We start from the raw sequence: 19,307 nt of genomic DNA, 5'->3' as shown, positions 1-19,307 counted from the left end.
CGTAAGCTCCTCGAAGCCCACTACAACGACGCGATCCCCATCGACATGCTCCGCACCGAGCAGAAGCGCCTCGACACCGAACTGGCCGCCACCAACCGCAGCCTCAGCAACCTCACCGCCGATATCGCCGAAGCCGACGAACTCATCAGCATCGCACTCGACATCGCCCAGCACGCCGGAAACACCTACCGGCAAGCCCCCGAGCACATCCGCCGCATGTTCAACCAGCTCCTCTTCGACAAACTCCTCGTCACCACCGACGACAACGGCCAGCACCACGTCGAGGCAACCTCCCGGGCACCATTCGACGTCATCTACAGCCCAGACACCCGAGCACTCGTCCACGAGGCACGACACGCACAGCACGACGCCACCCCCGACAGCACGGGGCAAACGAAAAAGCCCGCCGAAACCGGCGGGCTCTCCCTGGACGTACTGTCCGATCAGTTCATTGCTCTTGTCGAGGGTGCGAGTAAGAGCATTATGGTGGAGCTAAGGGGATTCGAACCCCTGACCTCTTCCATGCCATGGAAGCGCGCTACCAACTGCGCCATAGCCCCGTGGGCGTCTCCGTCGCTCGGTCTCGATGAGGCCCGTGCTGCGGCGACCAGTCGAGTTTACAACGCCGACGTCAGCGGGTGAAAGCCGGTGGCAGGTTGTGTGACATCAGCCTCATGAGCCGTCCGTCGGGGTCCCCGTACAGCGGATCGAGCACGCTGCGGTGGCAGTTCTCGAGCCCCGAGATGGCGCGGGAGCCCTCGGGGTCCAGGTCCAGCAGATCGCAGATCCCGAGCGTGATCGCGGCCCCGTGGGCGACGATCAGCACGGTGTCGCCGTCGTGGGACCCCAGGTGGTGACGGCACGCTGCGCCCACCCGGCGCGCCACCTCGGTGCGGGTCTCCATGCCCACACCGGCGACGTTCCGGCGTTCGCGCCAGGCCTCGTACTCCTCGGGCCAGCCCCGGCGGATCTCGTCGCCGGTGAGCCCCTCCCACTGTCCGAAGCCCCGCTCGAGCAGACCGTCATCCGTGGTCACCCGCAGGCCGAGGTGCTCGCCGACGGTCGTGGCCGTCACGTAGGCCCGCCGCAGGGGCGAGGCGACGATGACGTCGGGGGGCGAGGCCTCGAGGGACCGTGCGAGAGCCCGCGCCTGCCCGAGACCGACCGCGTTGAGCGGGATGTCGATCTGGCCCTGCATGCGACCGGCCCGGTTGTGGTCGGTCTGACCGTGACGGGCCAGCAGCAGCCGGGACCCCTCCCCCAGTCGGGCGGTGGGATGCGCGGACTCGGAGGATCCCGGTCCCGCCGGCTCGCTCACGACGCCGAGCTGGCGCCCGCCGTGCCCGAGGCGTCCTCCGCGGCGGCGTCGTCGAGCTGGAGGTCGATCACGGGCGCGTCGCGCCACAGCCGCTCGAGGGCGTAGAACGCGCGGTCCTCGGCATGCTGCACGTGCACGACGATGTCGTTGTAGTCCAGCAGCACCCAGCGCGCGTCGGCCTCGCCCTCACGACGCACGGGCTTGCGCCCGAGCTTCTTGAGCATCTCCTCCTCGATGCCGTCGACGATGCCGGAGACCTGGCGCTCGCTCGTGCCCGAGCACACGAGGAAGATGTCGGTGATGACCAGCTGCTCGGACACGTCGAGGGCGATCACGTCACCCGCGAGCTTGTCGGCGGCGGCCTGGCCGGCCACCCGGGCCAGCTCGATGGATTCTTCTGGTGCGCTCACGCGGCGATGACCTCCCCGGTCGTCGGTACTGCTGATGAGAGTGCGCCGACGGTCCCGTCGGCCACGGCGGACAGGGCGCTCGTGTCACCGGAGCCGAGCACCCCGGTCACGAGCAGCACGATCACGAGGATCACGGCGAGGGCGACGAGCGCCCACACGATCCAGACCAGCGGGTTGCCGGCGCCGCGCTCGGGGCGGTGCAGCACGCGGCCCTCGAAGCGCGGGGCCGGGCGCGGGTCCGGGGCCTCTCCCTCGGGCATCTCGCCGAGCTCGACGCCGTCGGCGTCGGTCGGGATCGGTCGGCCGTCGGGGTCGACGCCCGCGGCGGTCGCGGTCTCACCGGGCGCGAGCGCGTCGTCGACCTCGATGATGCGGGCGCGGCGGCCGAAGCGTCGCACGCTCGGCGTCGCAGGCTCGGCGGGCACGACCGGCGCCGAGGAGACACCCTGCTCCGGCACGTCCGCAGTCGGCACATCCGCAGCCGCCTCGGCCGGAGCGCTCGCCTCGGGGTCGACGGCGGGCTCCGGGGCCTCCTCCTCAGTCGCGGACTCCGCCTGGGACTGCTCGTACTCGGCGCGCAGGCGGTCGAGCTCGGCCTGCTCCTCGGGCGTGAGCTGCCGGGCACGGCGGCCGTGCCGGGGCGTGGACTGCGTCGAGGTGTTCTCAGCCGTCGGGCTGCTCTCCACCATCGTCACCTCCTGTGTACAGCGCGTACTTGTTGATGTACTGGACCACGCCGTCGGGCACGAGGTACCAGACGGGGTTGCCGGCCGCGACCCGCACGCGGCAGTCGGTCGAGCTGATGGCCATGGCGGGCACCTCGATCAGGGTGACCCGACCCTCGGGCAGCCCCGAGGTGTCCAGCTCGTGCCCGGGACGGGTGACGCCGATGAAGTGGGCGAGCTCGAACAGCTCGTGGTTGTTGCGCCAGGTCAGGATCGACTGCAGGGCGTCGGCGCCCGTGATGAAGAACAGGTCGGCGTCGGGATGCAGAGCCGAGAGATCCTTGAGCGTGTCCGTCGTGTACGTGGCGCCAGGGCGGTCGATGTCGACGCGCGAGACGGTGAAGACGGGGTTCGCGGCCGTCGCGATCACCGTCATCAAGTAGCGGTGCTCGGGGTCGGAGATGCCGCGCCCGGCCTTCTGCCAGGGCCGCCCGGTGGGGACGAACACCACCTCGTCGAGCCCGAAGACGCTCTGGACCTCGCTCGCGGCGACGAGGTGGCCGTGATGGATGGGATCGAACGTCCCGCCCATCACGCCGATGCGACGTCGCGTGGTCTCCATCCGGTCAGTGCTGGTGCGGGGCGCTGCCGCCGGCGGCGTGCGTGCCCTCGCGATGAGCGACCTCGTCGCCCTTGGTGACGACCTTCTGGTTCAGGCCGCTGAACAGGTACGTGATGCCGAGCAGGATCATGAAGAACACGAAGAATCCGCCGCCGACGAGGAACGGGGACACGCCCTCGGACGCGTGCGAGCCGCCCTCGGCGAGGATCAGGAGATGGTCGAGCATGGGGTGGGCCTTTCATGGGGCACGGCGGGGAACCCGGGTCGGACCGCGGGGACGGCCCCATCATCCCACAGCCGCTCCGGCGCTCGGGCGCGCGGCACGGCTCGCCGGGGGCCGTCGGGCGGTCCCGCTCACGGACATGATCGCGGGCCGGAGCACCTGCCGACGAAGGGCCGGGGAACCCTTCGCGGTCAGGGGCGCACGTGACCGTCGCCGATCACGGTCCAGCGGGTGGTGGTGAGCTCGGGCAGCCCCATCGGGCCGCGTGCGTGCAGCTTCTGGGTGGAGATGCCGATCTCGGCGCCGAAGCCGAACTCGCCGCCGTCGGAGAACCGGGTCGAGGCGTTGACCATGACCACCGCGGAGTCGACACGCGCGAGGAAGGCGCGCTGAGATCCGAGATCGCGTGTGAGGATCGACTCGGTATGGCCCGAGGAGTAGCAGCGGATGTGCTCGATGGCCTCGTCGACCGAGCCCACGACGTGCACGGCGAGGTCGAGCGCGAGGTACTCGGTGGCCCAGTCCTCCTCGGTCGCCGGCACCACCTGGGCGGGCGAGCCGGCAGCCTCGAGGATCGCGCGGGCGCGCTCGTCCGCGTGCAGCGTGACGCCCTTGCCCGCGAGCCGGGCCGCGATCGGCACGAGGGCGCTCTCGGCGACGTCGGCGTGCACGAGCAGGGTTTCGAGCGCGTTGCACACGCCGATCCGCTGGGTCTTGGAGTTGTCGACGATCTCGACGGCCCGGTCGATGTCGGCGCTCGCGTCGACGAGGACGTGGGTGTTGCCGGTGCCGGTCTCGATGACGGGCACGGTCGAGTTCTCGACGACTCGCTGGATGAGGCCGGCGCCCCCGCGCGGGATGAGCACGTCCACGAGGCCGCGGGCGCGCATGAGCACGTCGGCGCCCTCGCGGCCGTAGCGGTCGATGCCGACCACCAGATCCGCGGGCAGGCCGCGCTCGAGCAGCACGTCGCGCAGCACCGCGATGAGCGCCGTGTTGGAGTGCAGGGCCGCCGAGCCGCCGCGCAGCACGACGGCGTTGCCGGACTTGAGGGCCAATCCGGCGGCGTCGACGGTCACGTTGGGGCGGGCCTCGTAGATCATGCCGACCACGCCGAGGGGGACGCGCACCTGGCGCAGCTCGAGACCGTTGGCGAGCACGGACCCGCGGACGACCTCGCCGACCGGGTCAGGGAGGGCAGCGGCGTCCCGCAGCTGCTGGGCGATGGCGGCGACGCGCTCGGGGGTCAGCAGCAGGCGATCGCGCAGGCCGGGGTCCATGCCGACGGCGTCGGCGGCCTCGAGGTCGGCGGCGTTGGCGGCGACGATCTCGTCGGCGCGGGCCACGAGAGCATCGGCCATCGCGAGCAGCACGCTGTCCTTGCGCTCACGGGTGAGCAGGGCCAGCCCGGGCTGGGCGTCCTTCGCGGCGCGCGCGGCGGCGAGCACGCCCTCGGCGGCAGGCGTCGCGGCGCTCGCGGAGTCGGCCACGGGTGCGGACGTCACGGCTTGGGAGGTCATGCGGCCAGGGTACGAGGCCGGCAAGGGTGGGCGCACCGAGGGGCCGGGAGGCGGAACGGTCGCGGATCGGGTGGCCACGCGCTGATGGCCGGTCGTGGCGCGCACGCAGGTGACGCTGAGAGCCGCAGCCCTCCGTTTTTCGAGGGCTGCGGCTCTCAGCGTCACATCTGTGCAGGGTGCCCTCGTGAGCCGCCGCTCAGCGGGCCCGGCCGGGCACAGGGCCCCGCCGAGCCCGTAGCCTGGCCTCCCCACCCCGGCCCGACCCGCCGCGCGCCGCGCCGCCCGCCCTCCCCCACGCTCAGGAGCCCTCGTGACCAGTGCCCGCCCCGAGATCACCTCTGCCGACGTCCGTGCCGCCGCGCAGGCGCTCGATGGTGTCGCGCATCGCACGCCGGTGCTCACCTCGCACCTCCTGGACGCCGAGCTCGGCTGCGAGGTCCACCTCAAGGCCGAGAACCTCCAGCGCATGGGCGCCTTCAAGTTCCGCGGCGCGTTCTGGGCGCTCGAGAACCTGCCCGAGGGCGACGGTGTCGTGGCCTATTCCTCCGGCAACCACGCCCAGGCGATCGCACTCGCCGCCCGGATCCAGGGGCGCGAGGCCGTGATCGTGATGCCGAGCGACGCCCCGCGCTCCAAGGCCGAGGCCACGCGCGGCTACGGGGCCCAGATCGTCACCTATGACCGGTACACGGAGGACCGCTCGGCGATCGCCGCGACCCTGGCCGCCGAGCGCGGCGCCCACGTCATCCCGCCCTTCGACCACCCACGGATCATCGCCGGGCAGGGCACCGCCGCGCTCGAGCTGTTCGAGGACGTCGGGGAGCTCGACGCCCTGTTCGTGCCGTGCGGCGGCGGAGGCCTGCTCGCGGGCAGCCTGCTCGCCACGGCCGATGCGTCCCCTGACTGCACCGTGATCGGCGTCGAGCCCGCCGCGGGCGACGATGTCACCCGCTCGGTCGCCGCGGGCCATCCGATCGCGATCGACGTGCCCCGCACGATCGCCGACGGGGCCCAGACGGCCCGCGTGGGCGACCTGACGTTCCCGATCATCCGCGACCGCGGCGCGGAGATGACCACGGTGCCCGACGAGCGGCTCGTCGAGGAGATGCGCATGCTCGCCCTGCGTCTGAAGACGGTGGTCGAGCCCACGGGCTGCCTGGGCCTGGCCGGCCTGCGATCCCACGCCGAGCGCTGGCGCGGCGCCCGGGTGGGCGTCATCCTCTCCGGCGGCAACGTCGATCTCGACCGCTACACGGGACTGCTGAGCGGCACCGTCGTGGCCTGAGAGACCGTCGTGGCCAGAGAGGAGGAGGGGATGACCATGAGCGCCACACCCGACATCGTCGTCGTCGGCTCGATCAACGCGGACCTCGTGGTGCGCGTGGCCCGCCACCCCCAGCCCGGCGAGACCCTCCACGGCACGGGCGGCGGCGTCTCCCCGGGCGGCAAGGGGGCCAACCAGGCGCTCGCGGCCGCGCTCCTGGGTGGTCACGTCGCTCTCGTCGGGGCGGTCGGCGACGACGCGCACGCGGAGGGGGCGCTGGCCCTGCTGCGCGCGAGCGGCGCCGACCTCGACGCGGTGCGCACCGTGCCGGGCCCGACGGGCCTCGCGGTCGTCACGGTCGATGCGCGCGGCGAGAACACGATCGTGGTCGTGCCCGGCGCCAACGCGACGATGACGGCGCCGTCCCTCGACGGTGACGCCGACACCGTCTCCGCGGCCCGGGTGGTCGTGCTGCAGGGCGAGATCCCCCGGGACGGCATCGAGCGCGCCGCAAGCCTGTGCACGGGGCGCCTCATCCTGAACCCGGCGCCCGTGCTCGATCTGGATCGCGACGTGCTCCTCGCCGCCGACCCCCTCGTCGTCAACGAGTACGAGGCCGGGCTGGTCCTGGCCCAGCTCGTGGAGCGCCCGGCGTCGCCCGAAGACGCGGACGCTCCCGAGGCGACCCTCCGCGCGCTGCTCGCCGAGGGGGCGGCGTCCGTCGTGCTAACCCTCGGCGCCGCAGGGGCCCTGGTCGGGACCCGATCCGGCGTGGACGTCGACGTCGAGCACGTGCCCGCCGTCGCGGTGGACGCCGTCGACACGACCGGCGCCGGCGACGCCTTCACGGGTGCTCTCGCGGTGCGGCTTGCCGCCGGGGACGACCTCGCAGCGGCCGCCCGCTTCGCGGCGCGCGTCTCCGCGCTCGCGGTGCAGCGTGAGGGCGCCCAGCCCAGCTACCCGAGCCTGGAGGAGCTGGGCTGAGGCGAACGTGGTCCTGCGCTCCGGCGTGCCGTTCTGAGGCCCGGGCTCACGGCCGCGGGAGCAGCACCATGTCGTCGCGATGGATGACGGGGCGGCCGTAGCGGTCGCCCCGCTCCCGGCGCAGCTCGCCGGTGGCGCGCCCGACCATCGAACGCAGGTCCTCGCTCCCGTAGGCTGCGAGGCCCCGCGCCACCACGGTGCCGTCGGGCGCCCTGACGTCGACGGGCACGCCCGCGGGGAAGGTGCCCTCGATGCCGGTCACGCCGACGGGCAGCAGGGAGCGTCGGCTCGCGGTGAGCGCGGCCGCGGCGCCCTCGTCGATCAGCAGGCTGCCGGCGCCGCGGGTCGCGAAGCGCAGCCACACCAGGCGCGAACGGCGCCGTCCGTGATGGGCCGGGAAGAACGTGCCCACGTCGGCGCCCGCCACCACGTCGGCGAAGTGCCCGGCCGCCGCGAGCAGCGTGGCGGTGCCCGTGATCGTGGCGTGCTGGGCCGCGGCGAGCTTGGTGACCATACCGCCCGTGCCCACGCTCGAGCCGACGGAGCCGACGCTCACGCCCTCGAGCGCGGCCGGGTCCTCGACCACCGGGATGCGGTGGGCGCCGGGCGTGGAGGGCGGCGCCGTGTACAGGGCGTCGACATCGGTGAGCAGCACGAGCAGGTCGGCGCCGAGCAGTTGGGCCACGAGCGCGGCGAGCCGGTCGTTGTCCCCGAACCGGATCTCGTGGGTCGCGGTCGTGTCGTTCTCGTTGATGACGGGCACGGCGCCCATCGCGAGCAGCGCCTCGAGGGCCGTGCGCACGTTGCGGTACGTCTCCGAGCGGATGACGTCGGACTCGGCGAGCAGCACCTGCCCGGTGACGAGTCCGTGCGCGCCGAAGGAGGTGGACCAGGCGGCGGCCAGCAGGCTCTGGCCGACCGCAGCGGCCGCCTGCTGGGTGGGCACGTCGCTCGGCCGGGCGGGCAGGCCGAGCGGCCCGAGCGACGCGGCGATCGCGCCCGAGGAGACGAGCACGACCTCGCAGCCGCGCTCGACGAGACGGGCCGCCTGGTCGGCGACGTGGGCGACGCTCGCCGCGTCGAGGTGCCCGTCGGCGTCCGTGAGGCTCGACGAGCCGATCTTGACCACGATGCGCCGCGCGGCGGCGACCTGCTCGCGCGCGGTCAGTCGCTGCGGCTGACGGGGCCCCTCGACGGCGGTCGCCATGGTCTCAGCGCTCCCCCGCCTCGGTGTCGTCGACCGCGGGATCGGCCCAGTGGCCGCTGCGCCGCTCGTCCTCCATCGTCGCGAGCCGGTCCATGCGGGAGGCGGTGCGGGCCTTCTGCTCGGCGCGCTTGGCCTCACGGGTGGGCCGCGAATGGTCCTCGAGGCGCGCGTCGGTCCCGCGCGCGCCCAGGTGCTCGGCACCGCCCATGAGGGTGGGCTCCCAGTCGAAGACGACCGCGTCGTCCCCGGGGCCGATCACGACGGTGTCGCCGGCGACGGCTCCGACCGCGTACAGCTTCTCCTCGACGCCCAGGCGGGCCAGACGGTCGGCGAGGTAGCCGACGGCCTCGTCGTTGGCGAAGTCGGTCTGGCGCACCCAGCGCTCGGGCTTGGAGCCGACGATCCGGTAGGCGACGGCGCCGTCGTACTGGTCCTTGACCACGGTGAACGGGGTCTCGTCGACCGCGGCGGGGGTCAGCACGAGGGGCGCGGCCGTCGACTCCGGCAGCGCGGCGCGGGCCTCCTCGACGAGGGAGCCGAGCAGGTACTCGAGCTCGCGCAGCCCCTTGTGGGAGACGGCGCTGACCTCGAGGATCGGCACGTCCCGCTCGGACAGGCGCTCGCGCACCAGATCGGCCATGTCCTGGCCGTCGGGCAGGTCGGTCTTGTTGAGCACGATCACCTGCGGGCGCTCCATGAGCGGCGTGCGCTCGGAGTCCTCGGCGTCGAGGCGCCCCGCGTAGGCGGCGAGCTCGCCCTCGATGATCTCGAGGTCCGTGATCGGGTCGCGGTCGGACTCGAGCGCGGCGGCGTCGAGCACGTGGGCGATCACGTGGCAGCGCTCGATGTGGCGCAGGAAGTCCAGGCCCAGGCCCTTGCCCTCGCTCGCGCCCGGGATCAGGCCCGGCACGTCGGCGACGGTGTAGCGGTACTGGCCGGCCTCGACGACGCCGAGGTTGGGCGTGAGCGTCGTGAAGGGGTAGTCCGCGATCTTGGGCCGCGCGGCGCTCATGGCCGCGATGAGCGAGCTCTTGCCGGCGCTCGGGAAGCCGACGAGCGCGACATCGGCCACGGACTTCAGCTCGAGCACGAGGGAGCGCTCCTCCCCCGGCTCGCCGAGCAGCGCGAAGCCGGGCGCCTTGCGGGCCCGCGAGGCGAGCGCCGCGTTGCCCAGGCCCCCGGTGCCGCCGCGGGCGGCGACGAAGCGGGTGCCCGCGCCGACCAGGTCGGCGAGGACCTGGCCGTCCTTGGTGGCCACGACGGTGCCCTCGGGCACGCCGAGCACGAGGTCCTGGCCGTTGCCGCCGCCGCGCATGTCGCCCTTGCCGAAGCCGCCGGACTCGGCGCGCTGATGCGGGGCGTGGTGGTAGGCCAGGAGCGTCGTGACCGAGGGGTCGACCTCGAGGATCACGTCGCCGCCGCGGCCGCCGTTGGCGCCGTCGGGACCGGCGAGCGGCTTGAACTTCTCGCGGCGGATCGAGGCGCAGCCGTTGCCGCCGTCACCGCCGGAGACGTGCAGGACGACCCTGTCGACGAACGTGGCCATGGTGATTCCTTCCGGACGCGAGGAGGTCGCGATGGCGGCGGAGGACCCGCCGAGGACGACGACGAGGGGCGGAGGAAACTCCGCCCCTCGTCGAGGTGTTGGTGCCGGGCGTCGGCCCGGGTTGCGTCAGGCGCCCGCGACGACGCTGACGACGTTGCGGTCGCGCTTGCGGCCGAACTCGACCGTGCCCGCCGTGAGGGCGAACAGGGTGTCGTCGTTGCCGCGGCCCACGCCGTCACCGGGGTGGAAATGGGTGCCGCGCTGCCGGACGAGGATCTCGCCCGCGCCGACGACCTGGCCGCCGAAGCGCTTGACGCCGAGGCGCTGGGCGTTCGAGTCGCGGCCGTTCTTCGAGGAGCTCGCGCCCTTCTTGTGTGCCATGAGGAAACCTTCTTCCGTCGTTACCGGGAGCGATCGCTCAGGCGATGCCCGTGACCTTGAGACGCGTCAGCTCCTGGCGGTGGCCCTGGCGCTTCTTGTAGCCGGTCTTGTTCTTGTACTTGAGGATGCGGATCTTCGGGCCGCGGAGGTCCTCGACGATCTCGGCGGTGACCGTGACCTTGTCGAGATCCTTCTTGGCCGCGGTGACCTTGTCGCCGTCGACCAGCAGGACGGGAGCGAACTCGACGCTGTCGCCCGCCTCGCCGGCGACGCGGTTGATCACGATGGTGTCGCCGACCGACACCTTCTCCTGCCGACCGCCTGCGCGGACGATTGCGTACACCACGTCACTGCTCCATCTGTTCGAAAGACACCTGTGTGCGATCCCGCCCCGTCCCGCGCACCTGCGACCGTCGACCGCCCGACGGAGACGATCCTCAAGCGGGATCACCGTGACGGGACGATGCGGTCGCGCGGGGCCCTGAAGGGTGGGCACGACTGTGGGCGCGGACATGCGCCACGGGACAGACTACGTTCCCGCAGGCCCCAGGGTCAACCATGCGATGCCCTGTGACCTGCGGGAACGCGCTGTCAGCGTGTGGAACTGATCACGCCGGGGAGTCCTCGGCACGATCGGCTCCGTCGGCGACCTCTGCGGTCGCCGGTTCGACGGTCGCGTCCTCGTCCAGCGGCGCGACGGCGGGCTCGGGCACGTCCTCCACGGGCGAGTCCGCACTCGGCGCCGCCTCGTCCGCGTCGGGCTCGATGGAGCGGGCCTGCTCCGCGGCGTCGGCCTCGGCCGGCACGGGCTGGTCCGAGGGCTCGACGGGCGACGCGGCCGGATCGGACTCGGCCGGCTGCTCCTCGGCGGCCGGTTCCACGATGGGCTCGCTCGCCTCGGCCGCGGGATCGGCGGGCTGCTCGGCGACGGGCTCCGCCTGCTCGGCAGGCTCGGCCGGACCGGTGGACGCGTCGTCGGCGGCCGGCTCGGCGTCCTCCGGCGGCTCGGGCTGGTCGACGCTGATGACCTGGCCGTCGACCATGACCTCGGGATGCGTGTGCGCCGTGGTCGCCGCCGCGATCGACGCGATCGTGGCGCGGGCCAGCTCGCGCGAGCTCGAGTCCTCCTCGAGGCGGTGCACGTTCTCGGCGTCCCCGCCCTCGGGCGTGGAGTCCGGGGCGTCCTTCGCCGCGGCCCCCTTCTTGCCGTTGCCGCCGCGGCGGCGCGAAGAGCGCGAGGACTCGTCCTTCTCGGGGGCCTCGTGATGGTGCTTGCCGTCGATGTCGATCATGACGCCGCGGCCGTTGCAGTGCTCGCACGTGGTCGAGAACGTCTCGACGAGGCCCTGGCCCACGCGCTTGCGGGTCATCTGGACCAGGCCGAGCGACGTGACCTCGGCGACCTGGTGCTTCGTGCGGTCGCGTCCGAGGCACTCGACGAGGCGGCGCAGCACGAGGTCGCGGTTGTCCTCGAGCACCATGTCGATGAAGTCGATGACGATGATGCCGCCGATGTCGCGCAGCCGCAGCTGGCGGACGATCTCCTCGGCCGCCTCGAGGTTGTTGCGGGTCACCGTCTCCTCGAGCGAGCCGCCGGAGCCGGTGAACTTGCCCGTGTTGACGTCGATGACCGTCATGGCCTCGGTGCGGTCGATCACGAGCGAGCCGCCGGAGGGCAGGTACACCTTGCGGTCCATCGCCTTGAGCAGCTGCTCGTCGACACGGTGCTTGGCGAACGAGTCCTTCTCGCCTACGTGCTTGGTGACGCGCTCGAGCAGGTCGGGCGCCACGTCGGAGACGTAGCGGTGGACCTCGGAGTAGGCGCGCTCGCCCTCGACGATGAGCGAGGTGAAGTCCTCGTTGAAGACGTCGCGCACGACCTTGATGGCGAGGTCGGGCTCCTGGGAGAGCGAGACGGGCGCCGACTTGGACTTCTGCGCCTTCTCGATCTTCTCCCACTGGGCGCGCAGGCGCTCGACGTCGCGCGTGAGCTCCTCCTCGCTCGCCCCCTCGGCGGCGGTGCGCACGATGACGCCCGCGCCCTCGGGGATGACCTGCTTCATGATCTTCTTCAGGCGCGCCCGCTCGTTGTCGGGCAGCTTGCGCGAGATCCCGGTCATGGAGCCCCCGGGCACGAACACGACGTAGCGGCCGGGCAGCGACACCTGGCTGGTCAGGCGTGCGCCCTTGTGGCCGATCGGGTCCTTGGTGACCTGCACGAGCACGGGGTCGCCGCTCTTGAGCGCGAGCTCGATGCGGCGCGGCTGGCCCTCGAGTCCGGCGGCGTCCCAGTTGACCTCGCCCGCGTACAGCACGGCGTTGCGGCCCTTGCCGATGTCGACGAACGCGGCCTCCATCGAGGGCAGCACGTTCTGGACCTTGCCCAGGTAGACGTTGCCGACCATCGAGCTCTGGGTCTTCTGCGCGACGTAGTGCTCGACGAGCACGTCGTCCTCGAGCACGGCGATCTGGGTGCGGCCCGGACGCTCGCGCACGATCATCGAGCGCTTGACGCTCTCGCGGCGTGCGAGGAACTCGGCCTCGGTGATGACGTTGCGGCGGCGGCCGGCGTCGCGCCCCTCGCGGCGGCGCTGCTTCTTGGCCTCGAGGCGGGTCGAGCCCTTGACGGACTTGACCTCGTCACGGCGCTCACGGACCTTGACGACGGTGTTGGGCGGGTCGTCGGGCGACGGTGACTCGTCACCGCCCGAGGAGCCGGAGCGGCGGCGACGACGACGGCGCCGCGAGCTCGAGCCGCCGTTCTTGTCGGCGTCGTCGCTCTCGTCGGTGTCGGCGGCGTCGGAGGTGTCCGCGCCGTCGGCGGACTCGGAGCCCTCGGGCTCCTCGGCGGTCTCGGTCGAGCCGGCGTTCGAGCGCTTGCGCGACCGGGAGCCGCGCGAGCGGGACCGGCGGGAGGCGCCCTCGCCGGACTCGTCGTCGGAGGACGCGGACTCCTCGGTGCTCGTGTCGGAGGACGAGGCCGTCTCCTCGGCACCGGCCTCGCTCGAGCCGGCGGTCTCCTCGGCGTCCGACTCGGAGCCCTCGTCACCGCCCACGTTGTCGCCGCGACCGCGGCCACGGCGACCGCGGCCGCCCCGGCGACGACGACGGCGCGCGGTGCCCGCACCGCCCTCGTCGTCGGAGGCGTCCGTCTCGGAGCCCTCGTCGCTCTCGGTCGAGTCCTCGGGGGCCTCCTCGGGCGCCTCGTCGGCGGTGCGGGGCGCGGGGGCCTGGAAGAGCAGGGAGGAGAAGTCGAGCTGGGCACGCTCACGACGGGCCGCGGCCTCGTCGTCGGACCGCTCGCGGGCGGGGCGCCGGTCGGCGAGGGAGGCGAGGGCCTCGGCGACGCCGCTCGAGCCCTCCTCGCGATCGGTGTCGGACGTCGCGGAGGTCTCGGCCTCGACGGCGTCCTGGTCCCCCTCGTCCTCCTCGTCCTCGTCGGCGGCGGCCTCGGGCACGGCGGGCGCCTGGGCGGCCGAGAAGACCGGGGCGCTCGGCGGGCCGGCGGGAGCGCCGGCGCGGCGGCGGGAGCGGGCGGGGGCCTGCTCGACGACCTCGACGGGTGCCGTCTCCTGCTCGGGCACGCTCGTCAGAGGGGCGTGCGGCTCCGCCTCGGTCTCCGCGGCCGCAGGAGCAGGCGCTCCGACGGGGGCGCCGGCGCGGCGGCGCCGTCGGGGACGGGCCTCCTCGGCCGTGGGGGTCTCGGACGCCGTCGTGGTCTCGTCCGTGGGTGTGCGGGAATCATCAGCCATGGGGGCTGCTCCTTCTGCCGGGTCCAGCGCACCCTGGGCCCGTGTTGTCATCGTCCCGGAGGACGGAAGTCGTGTGCCCTCACCGTCGCGCAGCTCCTGGTCGGAGCGCAGCGATGTCGATGCCGTGGAGCAGTCTCGGTCGCGAGGAACGCGGAACCGGTGCTGGGCGGTCGACGCCGGGAGGTTCCCCTGCCCGGTACGGGGCGGAGGAGCGCTGCGGCCAGTATGGCACAGGGCCCGCCGCGGAGGCCGGAGGGCTCACCGCGGCGGGACCCGCGTCCGCTGACTGCGCAGACGCGGGATCGGTCAGCTGGACTGCCCGGGGACGTACTCCTCGTCGATCTCGGCGTCGACGGTCTCGTCGTCGGCGGAGGCGGCAGGACGGGAGGCCTCGATGCCCTCCATCGCGCGGCGCCCTTCGACCTGCTCGGTGCCCGCTCCGCGCTTGAGGGCGGCCAGGCGGTCGTCGACGTCGAGGCGGCGCGCCTCCACCTCGAGGGACTCGAACTGGTTGTCGAGGGAGTTCGCGGCGATCTCCTGGCGCCCGATGACCTTGGCCTCCTCGCGGCGCACCTTCTCCTCGAAGCGCGACAGCTCGCTCGTGGGGTCGAGCACGTCGATCGCGCCGATGGCGTCGCTCATGCGGTTCTGGGCGTCGGCCGCGCGCGAGCGAGCCACGAGCTGGTCGCGCTTGGAGCGCAGCTCGGTGAGCTTGCCGCGCATGGTGTCCAGGCCCGTCTTGAGCTGCCCGACGACCTCGTTCTGGGAGCGGATCGAGGGCTCGACCGCCTGCACCTCCTCCTCGGCCTGCAGCTGGCGCTCGATGGCCACCCGGGCGAGGTTGTCGAAGCGGTCGGCCTCGGAGCCGTTGCCCTCGGCGCGCAGCTGGTCGCCGCGCTGGGAGGCGGCGAGGGCCTTGCGGTTCCAGTCCTCGGCGGCCTTGCGGTCCTCCTCCTGGTCGCGCTCCATGAGTCGGAGGTTGCCGATGGTCTGGGACACCGCCGCCTCGGCCTCGCGGATCGAGTCGGTGTAGTCGCGGATCATCTGGTCGAGCATCTTCTCGGGATCCTCGGCCTGGTCGAGCAGGGCGTTGATGTTTGCGCGCGTGAGCTGGGCGATGCGTCCGAGGATGGACTGCTTCTTGGGCATGGGGGGAACCTCACCTTCCGTGGTCGGTCGAGGACTCGCGGCGGGGCCGTGCTCGGGGCCGGCCCGCGCGATGTGTCCTGCTTCACGCCGAGCCTAGCGGACGCTCACCACCGTCGGCGCCCTCGGTCGCGCGGGCGCCGGGACGCGGGGCGTGTGATCTCGTCGAGCACCTCGGCGACCAGGTCGAAGCCCTGACCGGCGGGTCTGCCCGCGGACCGGGCGTCCCCGGCGATCCCGCGCGGCATGGCCGGGTCGAGCACGCCGTAGCGCCCGCGCGCGGCCTCCTCGGCGGCCTGGCCGGCGCGCGGGTCGTAGGCGTCGGAGAGCAGCCGGGTGCGCTCGCGTTCCTCCTCGCGCGCCCGGCGGTCCGCGTCGTAGCGGGTGCGGGCGGCCTCGACGGCCGCGTCCACCTCCGTGCGGGCGGCCTGCACGCGGGCCAGCGTGGTGACGGGATCGGGCACGGCGCCCGCACTCGCGCTCGCGACCGCGGCACGGGCGACGGCGACCGCCTGGGGCAGGCGCGGGTCGGGGTCGTCGGTCGCCTCGGCGCGCACGAGCGAGGTGCGCAGGGCGTCCACGGCGCCGGGGAGCGCCGCGCGGGCGGAGGCCACCTCCTCCGACAGCTCCGCGGCACGGGCGATGACGGCGGCGCTCGTCTCGAGGGAGGCCTCGACGGCGGCGAGGCGCTCGACCTCGGTCCCGTCGACCCGCACGGCCCCCGGGGAGGACGGCGCCGTCGCCGCCGCGATCCGGTCGAGATCGGCCGACGCGGCCGCGAGGTCGGTCTCGACCTCGGCGAGCGCGGGCCGCAGGCCCGCGGTCGCGGCCTCGCCCTCCCGCGCGGCCACCCGGTCGAGCTCCTCGCGGGCCCCGGCGATCGACCCCGTCAGCTCGGCGCACCGGCGTCGGGCGCGCTCGACCCGCTCGGGGGCGAGCACCGCCTCGCGGCGCAGGCCCGTGAGCTCGGTCGTCGCGTCGCGGAGGCTCGTGAGCGCCCGCGTGACGGAGGTGCGGACCTCGTCGGCGAGGCTGCGCGCAGCGATCTCCTCGCCGCGGCCCAGGAGCCCGTCGATCTCCTGCCGGCGGGAGAACGCGTCGTCCAGGGCGGTGCGCGCGGCCTCGACCGCCGCACCGATCGTGGAGGCGGTGCTCGCGCCGAACTCGGCGTCGGCGTACAGCTGCTCGTCGGCCGCGGCGCGCACGGCCTCGTCGGCCCGCAGCAGCACCGCGTCGAGATCGGTGAGCAGATCGGGCAGCGGCGTCAGCGAGCCGATCCGTCGGCGCTGGGCTCCCCGCGCGCGGCGCTCCCCCGTCAGGGCGAGCACGATGACGCCGCCGACCAGGAACACGCCGCCCACGCCGAGCGCGCCGACGGCCGCGAGCGCACCCGCGGGATCGGCGAGGAGGACCTCGGCCAGGATCGTCTGCTCCACCATGGCGGCACTGTACCGAGCCCTCTTGACAGCGGACGTGACGCCCGTCGCACGGCCGAAACCGAGGGGACCTACGTCCCGTGGCACCCAGGCGCCGCGCCGTACTCTGATCAGGATTCGCCCCTCCGCGGCCCTCGGGCCGTCCGCCCCCTCAGAGGAGTTCCATGGAAGCCCTCGATGTTGCCCGCTGGCAGTTCGGGATCACGACGGTCTACCACTTCATCTTCGTGCCGTTGACCATCGGGCTCTCGTTACTGGTCGCGCTCATGCAGACGATCGCCCTGCGCTCCAAGGACCCGGTCAAGGCCGACGCGTGGACGCGCCTGACCAAGTTCTTCGGCTCGATGCTGATCGTGAACTTCGGCATCGGCATCGCGACCGGCATCGTCCAGGAGTTCCAGTTCGGCATGAACTGGTCGGAGTACTCCCGGTTCGTGGGCGACGTGTTCGGCGCGCCGCTCGCCTTCGAGGGGCTCGCCGCCTTCTTCCTCGAGTCCGTCTTCCTGGGCCTGTGGATCTTCGGCTGGAACCGGCTGTCGCCGCGCCTGCACCTGCTCACGATCTGGTGCGTCGCCATCGGCACGATGCTCTCGGCCTACTTCATCATCGCGGCCAACTCGTTCATGCAGCATCCGGTCGGGGCGGTCTACAACCCGGAGACGGGCCGCGCCGAGCTCGACAGCATCGTCGCGGTGCTCACGAACGTGACCGCCCTGGCCGCCTTCCCTCACGTGGTCGCCGGTGCCTGGCTCGTCGCCGGCGCCTTCGTCACGGGCGTGGCGACGTGGCACATGGTCCGTCACCACAACCAGGCGCGCAGCGCCGGCCTCGAGACGCCCGAGGGCGAGGCGCACGACGTGCAGGCGCGCACCGTGTTCCGCCCCGCGGTGCGGTTCGGCGTGCTGGCCATGTTCATCTCGGCTCTGGTTCTCGTGGTCACGGGCGACACCCAGGGCAAGCTCATGTTCGAGCAGCAGCCCATGAAGATGGCCTCGGCCGAGGCGCTGTGCCAGACAGAGACGGGCGCGTCGTTCTCGATCCTCACCGTCGGCGGACCCGATGCCTTCGCGGCCAACTGCAGCGACGTCACCCACCTGATCGAGATCCCCTACGTCACCTCGATCCTCGCGACCAATGACCCGCACGCGACCCTCCAGGGCGTCGACGAGCTGCAGAAGGAGTACACCGAGCGGTACGGCTCGACGGTGGCCGCGGTCGACGGCTCGACCCAGCAGACCGATTACCGTCCCAACCTCTTCGTCACCTACTGGTCGTTCCGCCTCATGATCGGCCTCGCGGCGTTCAGCGCCATCGTCGCGTTCTGGGCCCTCTGGGCCACGCGCGGCGGCCGCAGCACCGGGTCGCGGTTCTTCCAGTGGTTCGCCGTGCTCGCGATCCCGATGCCGTTCCTCGCCAACTCGGCCGGCTGGGTGTTCACGGAGATGGGCCGCCAGCCGTGGGTCGTAGCGCCCAACCCCACCGGAGACTGGACCATCCGGCTGATGACGATGCAGGGCGTCTCGCCCAATCCGCAGTGGATGGTGATCGTCTCCCTCGTGACGTTCACGGTGCTGTACGGGATCCTCGCCGTCGTGTGGTTCGAGCTCATGCGACGTAACGCGCTCAAGGGCATACCCCTGCCGCGCCGTGACGAGAAGACCGACGAGCTGGACACCCCGGCCCTGTCCTTCGGGTACTGAGGAGAGCAGACATGGAACCCACCGCACTCCAGACCACCTGGTTCGTCCTCATCACCTTCCTCTTCATCGGCTACTTCGTGCTCGAGGGCTTCGACTTCGGCGTCGGGATGAACTCGCTCGTCCTGGGGCGAGGAGACGCCGAGCGGCGCGGAGAGATCATCGAGACCGTCGGGCCCATCTGGGACGGCAACCAGGTGTGGGTGATCGTGGGAGGCGCCTCCATCTTCGCCGCCTTCCCGGAGTGGTACGCCTCACTCTTCTCCGGCTTCTACCTGGCGCTGCTGCTCCTGCTGCTCGTCCTGATCGCCCGGGTGTGCGCGTTCAAGTACCGTGCCAAGTCCGCGGATCGACGGTGGCTGCGGGCATGGGACACGGTGCACGCCATCGGCGGCTTCGCCCCCGCGCTGCTGTGGGGGGTCGCTTTCGCCAACATCGTCCGGGGCGTCGACATCGACGCCTCGAAGCACGTGACCACCTCGTTGCTCGGGCTGCTCAATCCCTTCGGTCTGCTCGGAGGCGTGGTGTTCGTGCTGCTGTTCTGGACGCACGGCAGCGCCTACCTCGCGGGCAAGACCGAGGGCAGCATCCGCGCGGACGCGAACCGCATGGTCGGGCTCCTGATCTGGCCGACCATCGTCGCCGGCGCCGCCTTCCTGATCTGGAACCAGCTGGCGAACGCGCGGACCGGCCTCACCTGGATCCCGCTCGCCATCGCCGCTCTCGCGCTGCTCGCCGTGGTCGTGCTGCACCGCGCGGGTTCCGAGGTGGGCACCTTCCTGGCCACCTCGGTGGCCATCATGGCGGCGGGCGTGCAGATGTTCGGCGGGCTCTTCCCCGACGTCCTCCCGTCACGCAACGCGGCGGCCAACAGCCTCACGGTGATGAACGCGTCATCGAGCGCACCCACCCTCACGGTCATGCTGATTGCCGTGTGCGTGTTCATGCCGATCGTGCTCGCCTACCAGATCTGGGCCTACTGGGTGTTCCGGGCCCGGGCCGGGTCCGACGCGGAGACACAGCAGCCGCGTACCCTCTCCGAGAGGGCGCGCGCCGGCTACCGCGCCGCCTTCGAACAGGACTGACGCCGACCAGGCAGCCCACGACTCCACGGAGGCGATCACCCTGACGGGAAG

General features: G+C 72.6%; 17 protein-coding genes and 1 tRNA gene. 4 read left to right on the top strand and 14 right to left on the bottom strand.

All coding sequences use genetic code 11. The annotated features are described in order from the left end of the window. Positions 1-484 precede the first annotated feature (484 nt). The 7 genes from BRM3_RS10870 to BRM3_RS10840 form a co-directional block, all read right to left on the bottom strand. A tRNA-Ala gene (locus BRM3_RS10870) sits at positions 485-560 on the bottom strand. Between the two features lie 71 nt (positions 561-631). Then, on the bottom strand, positions 632-1,318 hold the full coding sequence (locus tag BRM3_RS10865) for a histidine phosphatase family protein (RefSeq protein ID WP_263593332.1): 687 nt from the start codon (positions 1,316-1,318) through the stop codon (positions 632-634). Next, the gene (gene rsfS / locus BRM3_RS10860; RefSeq protein WP_263593331.1) at positions 1,315-1,728 is read right to left on the bottom strand and encodes a ribosome silencing factor; all 414 of its coding nucleotides are present in this window, start codon (positions 1,726-1,728) and stop codon (positions 1,315-1,317) included. The genes BRM3_RS10865 and rsfS overlap by 4 nt, the downstream gene beginning before the upstream one ends. Next, the gene (locus BRM3_RS10855) at positions 1,725-2,417 is read right to left on the bottom strand and encodes a hypothetical protein (RefSeq protein WP_263593330.1); all 693 of its coding nucleotides are present in this window, start codon (positions 2,415-2,417) and stop codon (positions 1,725-1,727) included. The genes rsfS and BRM3_RS10855 overlap by 4 nt, the downstream gene beginning before the upstream one ends. After that, positions 2,392-3,015, bottom strand: a complete 624-nt coding sequence (nadD, locus tag BRM3_RS10850; RefSeq protein ID WP_396126911.1) for a nicotinate-nucleotide adenylyltransferase — start codon at positions 3,013-3,015, stop codon at positions 2,392-2,394. Before nadD ends, BRM3_RS10855 begins: the two co-directional genes overlap by 26 nt. Before the next feature lie 4 nt (positions 3,016-3,019). Continuing rightward, positions 3,020-3,241: a hypothetical protein gene (locus tag BRM3_RS10845; RefSeq protein ID WP_263593329.1), complete on the bottom strand. Its 222-nt coding sequence runs from the start codon at positions 3,239-3,241 to the stop codon at positions 3,020-3,022. Positions 3,242-3,429: 188 nt separating this feature from the next. After that, on the bottom strand, positions 3,430-4,758 hold the full coding sequence (locus BRM3_RS10840) for a glutamate-5-semialdehyde dehydrogenase (protein WP_263593328.1): 1,329 nt from the start codon (positions 4,756-4,758) through the stop codon (positions 3,430-3,432). Positions 4,759-5,068: 310 nt separating this feature from the next. Between BRM3_RS10840 and BRM3_RS10835 the strand changes: the two genes are divergently transcribed. Then, entirely contained in the window at positions 5,069-6,043 is a 975-nt protein-coding gene (locus BRM3_RS10835) for a threo-3-hydroxy-L-aspartate ammonia-lyase (RefSeq protein WP_263593327.1), read from the top strand. A 36-nt stretch (positions 6,044-6,079) separates the two neighbouring features. After that, positions 6,080-7,006 carry a ribokinase gene (locus tag BRM3_RS10830; RefSeq protein WP_263593326.1) on the top strand — a complete coding sequence of 309 codons (927 nt, stop codon included), beginning with the start codon at positions 6,080-6,082 and terminating at the stop codon, positions 7,004-7,006. A gap of 46 nt (positions 7,007-7,052) precedes the next feature. On the opposite strand, the gene proB is transcribed toward BRM3_RS10830, so the two are convergent. From proB to BRM3_RS10795, 7 genes are all read right to left on the bottom strand, one after another. Beyond that, a complete protein-coding gene (gene proB, locus BRM3_RS10825) occupies positions 7,053-8,213 on the bottom strand; it encodes a glutamate 5-kinase (RefSeq protein WP_263593325.1) in 1,161 nt (386 codons plus the stop codon). 4 nt (positions 8,214-8,217) lie between these two features. Beyond that, on the bottom strand, positions 8,218-9,759 hold the full coding sequence (gene obgE / locus BRM3_RS10820; protein ID WP_263593324.1) for a GTPase ObgE: 1,542 nt from the start codon (positions 9,757-9,759) through the stop codon (positions 8,218-8,220). Between the two features lie 126 nt (positions 9,760-9,885). After that, the gene (gene rpmA / locus BRM3_RS10815; protein ID WP_263593323.1) at positions 9,886-10,140 is read right to left on the bottom strand and encodes a 50S ribosomal protein L27; all 255 of its coding nucleotides are present in this window, start codon (positions 10,138-10,140) and stop codon (positions 9,886-9,888) included. Positions 10,141-10,177: 37 nt separating this feature from the next. Then, positions 10,178-10,486: a 50S ribosomal protein L21 gene (rplU, locus tag BRM3_RS10810; RefSeq protein WP_263593322.1), complete on the bottom strand. Its 309-nt coding sequence runs from the start codon at positions 10,484-10,486 to the stop codon at positions 10,178-10,180. 262 nt (positions 10,487-10,748) lie between these two features. Beyond that, positions 10,749-13,892, bottom strand: a complete 3,144-nt coding sequence (locus tag BRM3_RS10805; RefSeq protein ID WP_263593321.1) for an Rne/Rng family ribonuclease — start codon at positions 13,890-13,892, stop codon at positions 10,749-10,751. A 306-nt stretch (positions 13,893-14,198) separates the two neighbouring features. Then, on the bottom strand, positions 14,199-15,041 hold the full coding sequence (locus BRM3_RS10800; protein ID WP_263593320.1) for a PspA/IM30 family protein: 843 nt from the start codon (positions 15,039-15,041) through the stop codon (positions 14,199-14,201). A 104-nt stretch (positions 15,042-15,145) separates the two neighbouring features. Next, complete coding sequence (locus BRM3_RS10795) at positions 15,146-16,477, bottom strand: hypothetical protein (protein ID WP_263593319.1); 1,332 nt, start codon at positions 16,475-16,477, stop codon at positions 15,146-15,148. A gap of 161 nt (positions 16,478-16,638) precedes the next feature. Here BRM3_RS10795 and BRM3_RS10790 point away from each other — a divergent pair, with 161 nt between their 5' ends. Further along, on the top strand, positions 16,639-18,174 hold the full coding sequence (locus tag BRM3_RS10790) for a cytochrome ubiquinol oxidase subunit I (protein ID WP_263593318.1): 1,536 nt from the start codon (positions 16,639-16,641) through the stop codon (positions 18,172-18,174). 11 nt (positions 18,175-18,185) lie between these two features. Continuing rightward, the gene (gene cydB / locus BRM3_RS10785) at positions 18,186-19,256 is read left to right on the top strand and encodes a cytochrome d ubiquinol oxidase subunit II (RefSeq protein ID WP_263593317.1); all 1,071 of its coding nucleotides are present in this window, start codon (positions 18,186-18,188) and stop codon (positions 19,254-19,256) included. Positions 19,257-19,307 lie beyond the last annotated feature (51 nt).

Origin of the sequence: Brachybacterium huguangmaarense (assembly GCF_025725725.1) — a bacterium.
Classification (GTDB): domain Bacteria; phylum Actinomycetota; class Actinomycetes; order Actinomycetales; family Dermabacteraceae; genus Brachybacterium; species Brachybacterium huguangmaarense.
The sequence above is the reverse complement of the archived record's forward strand: the minus strand, read 5'-3'. Positions and strand labels throughout refer to the sequence as shown.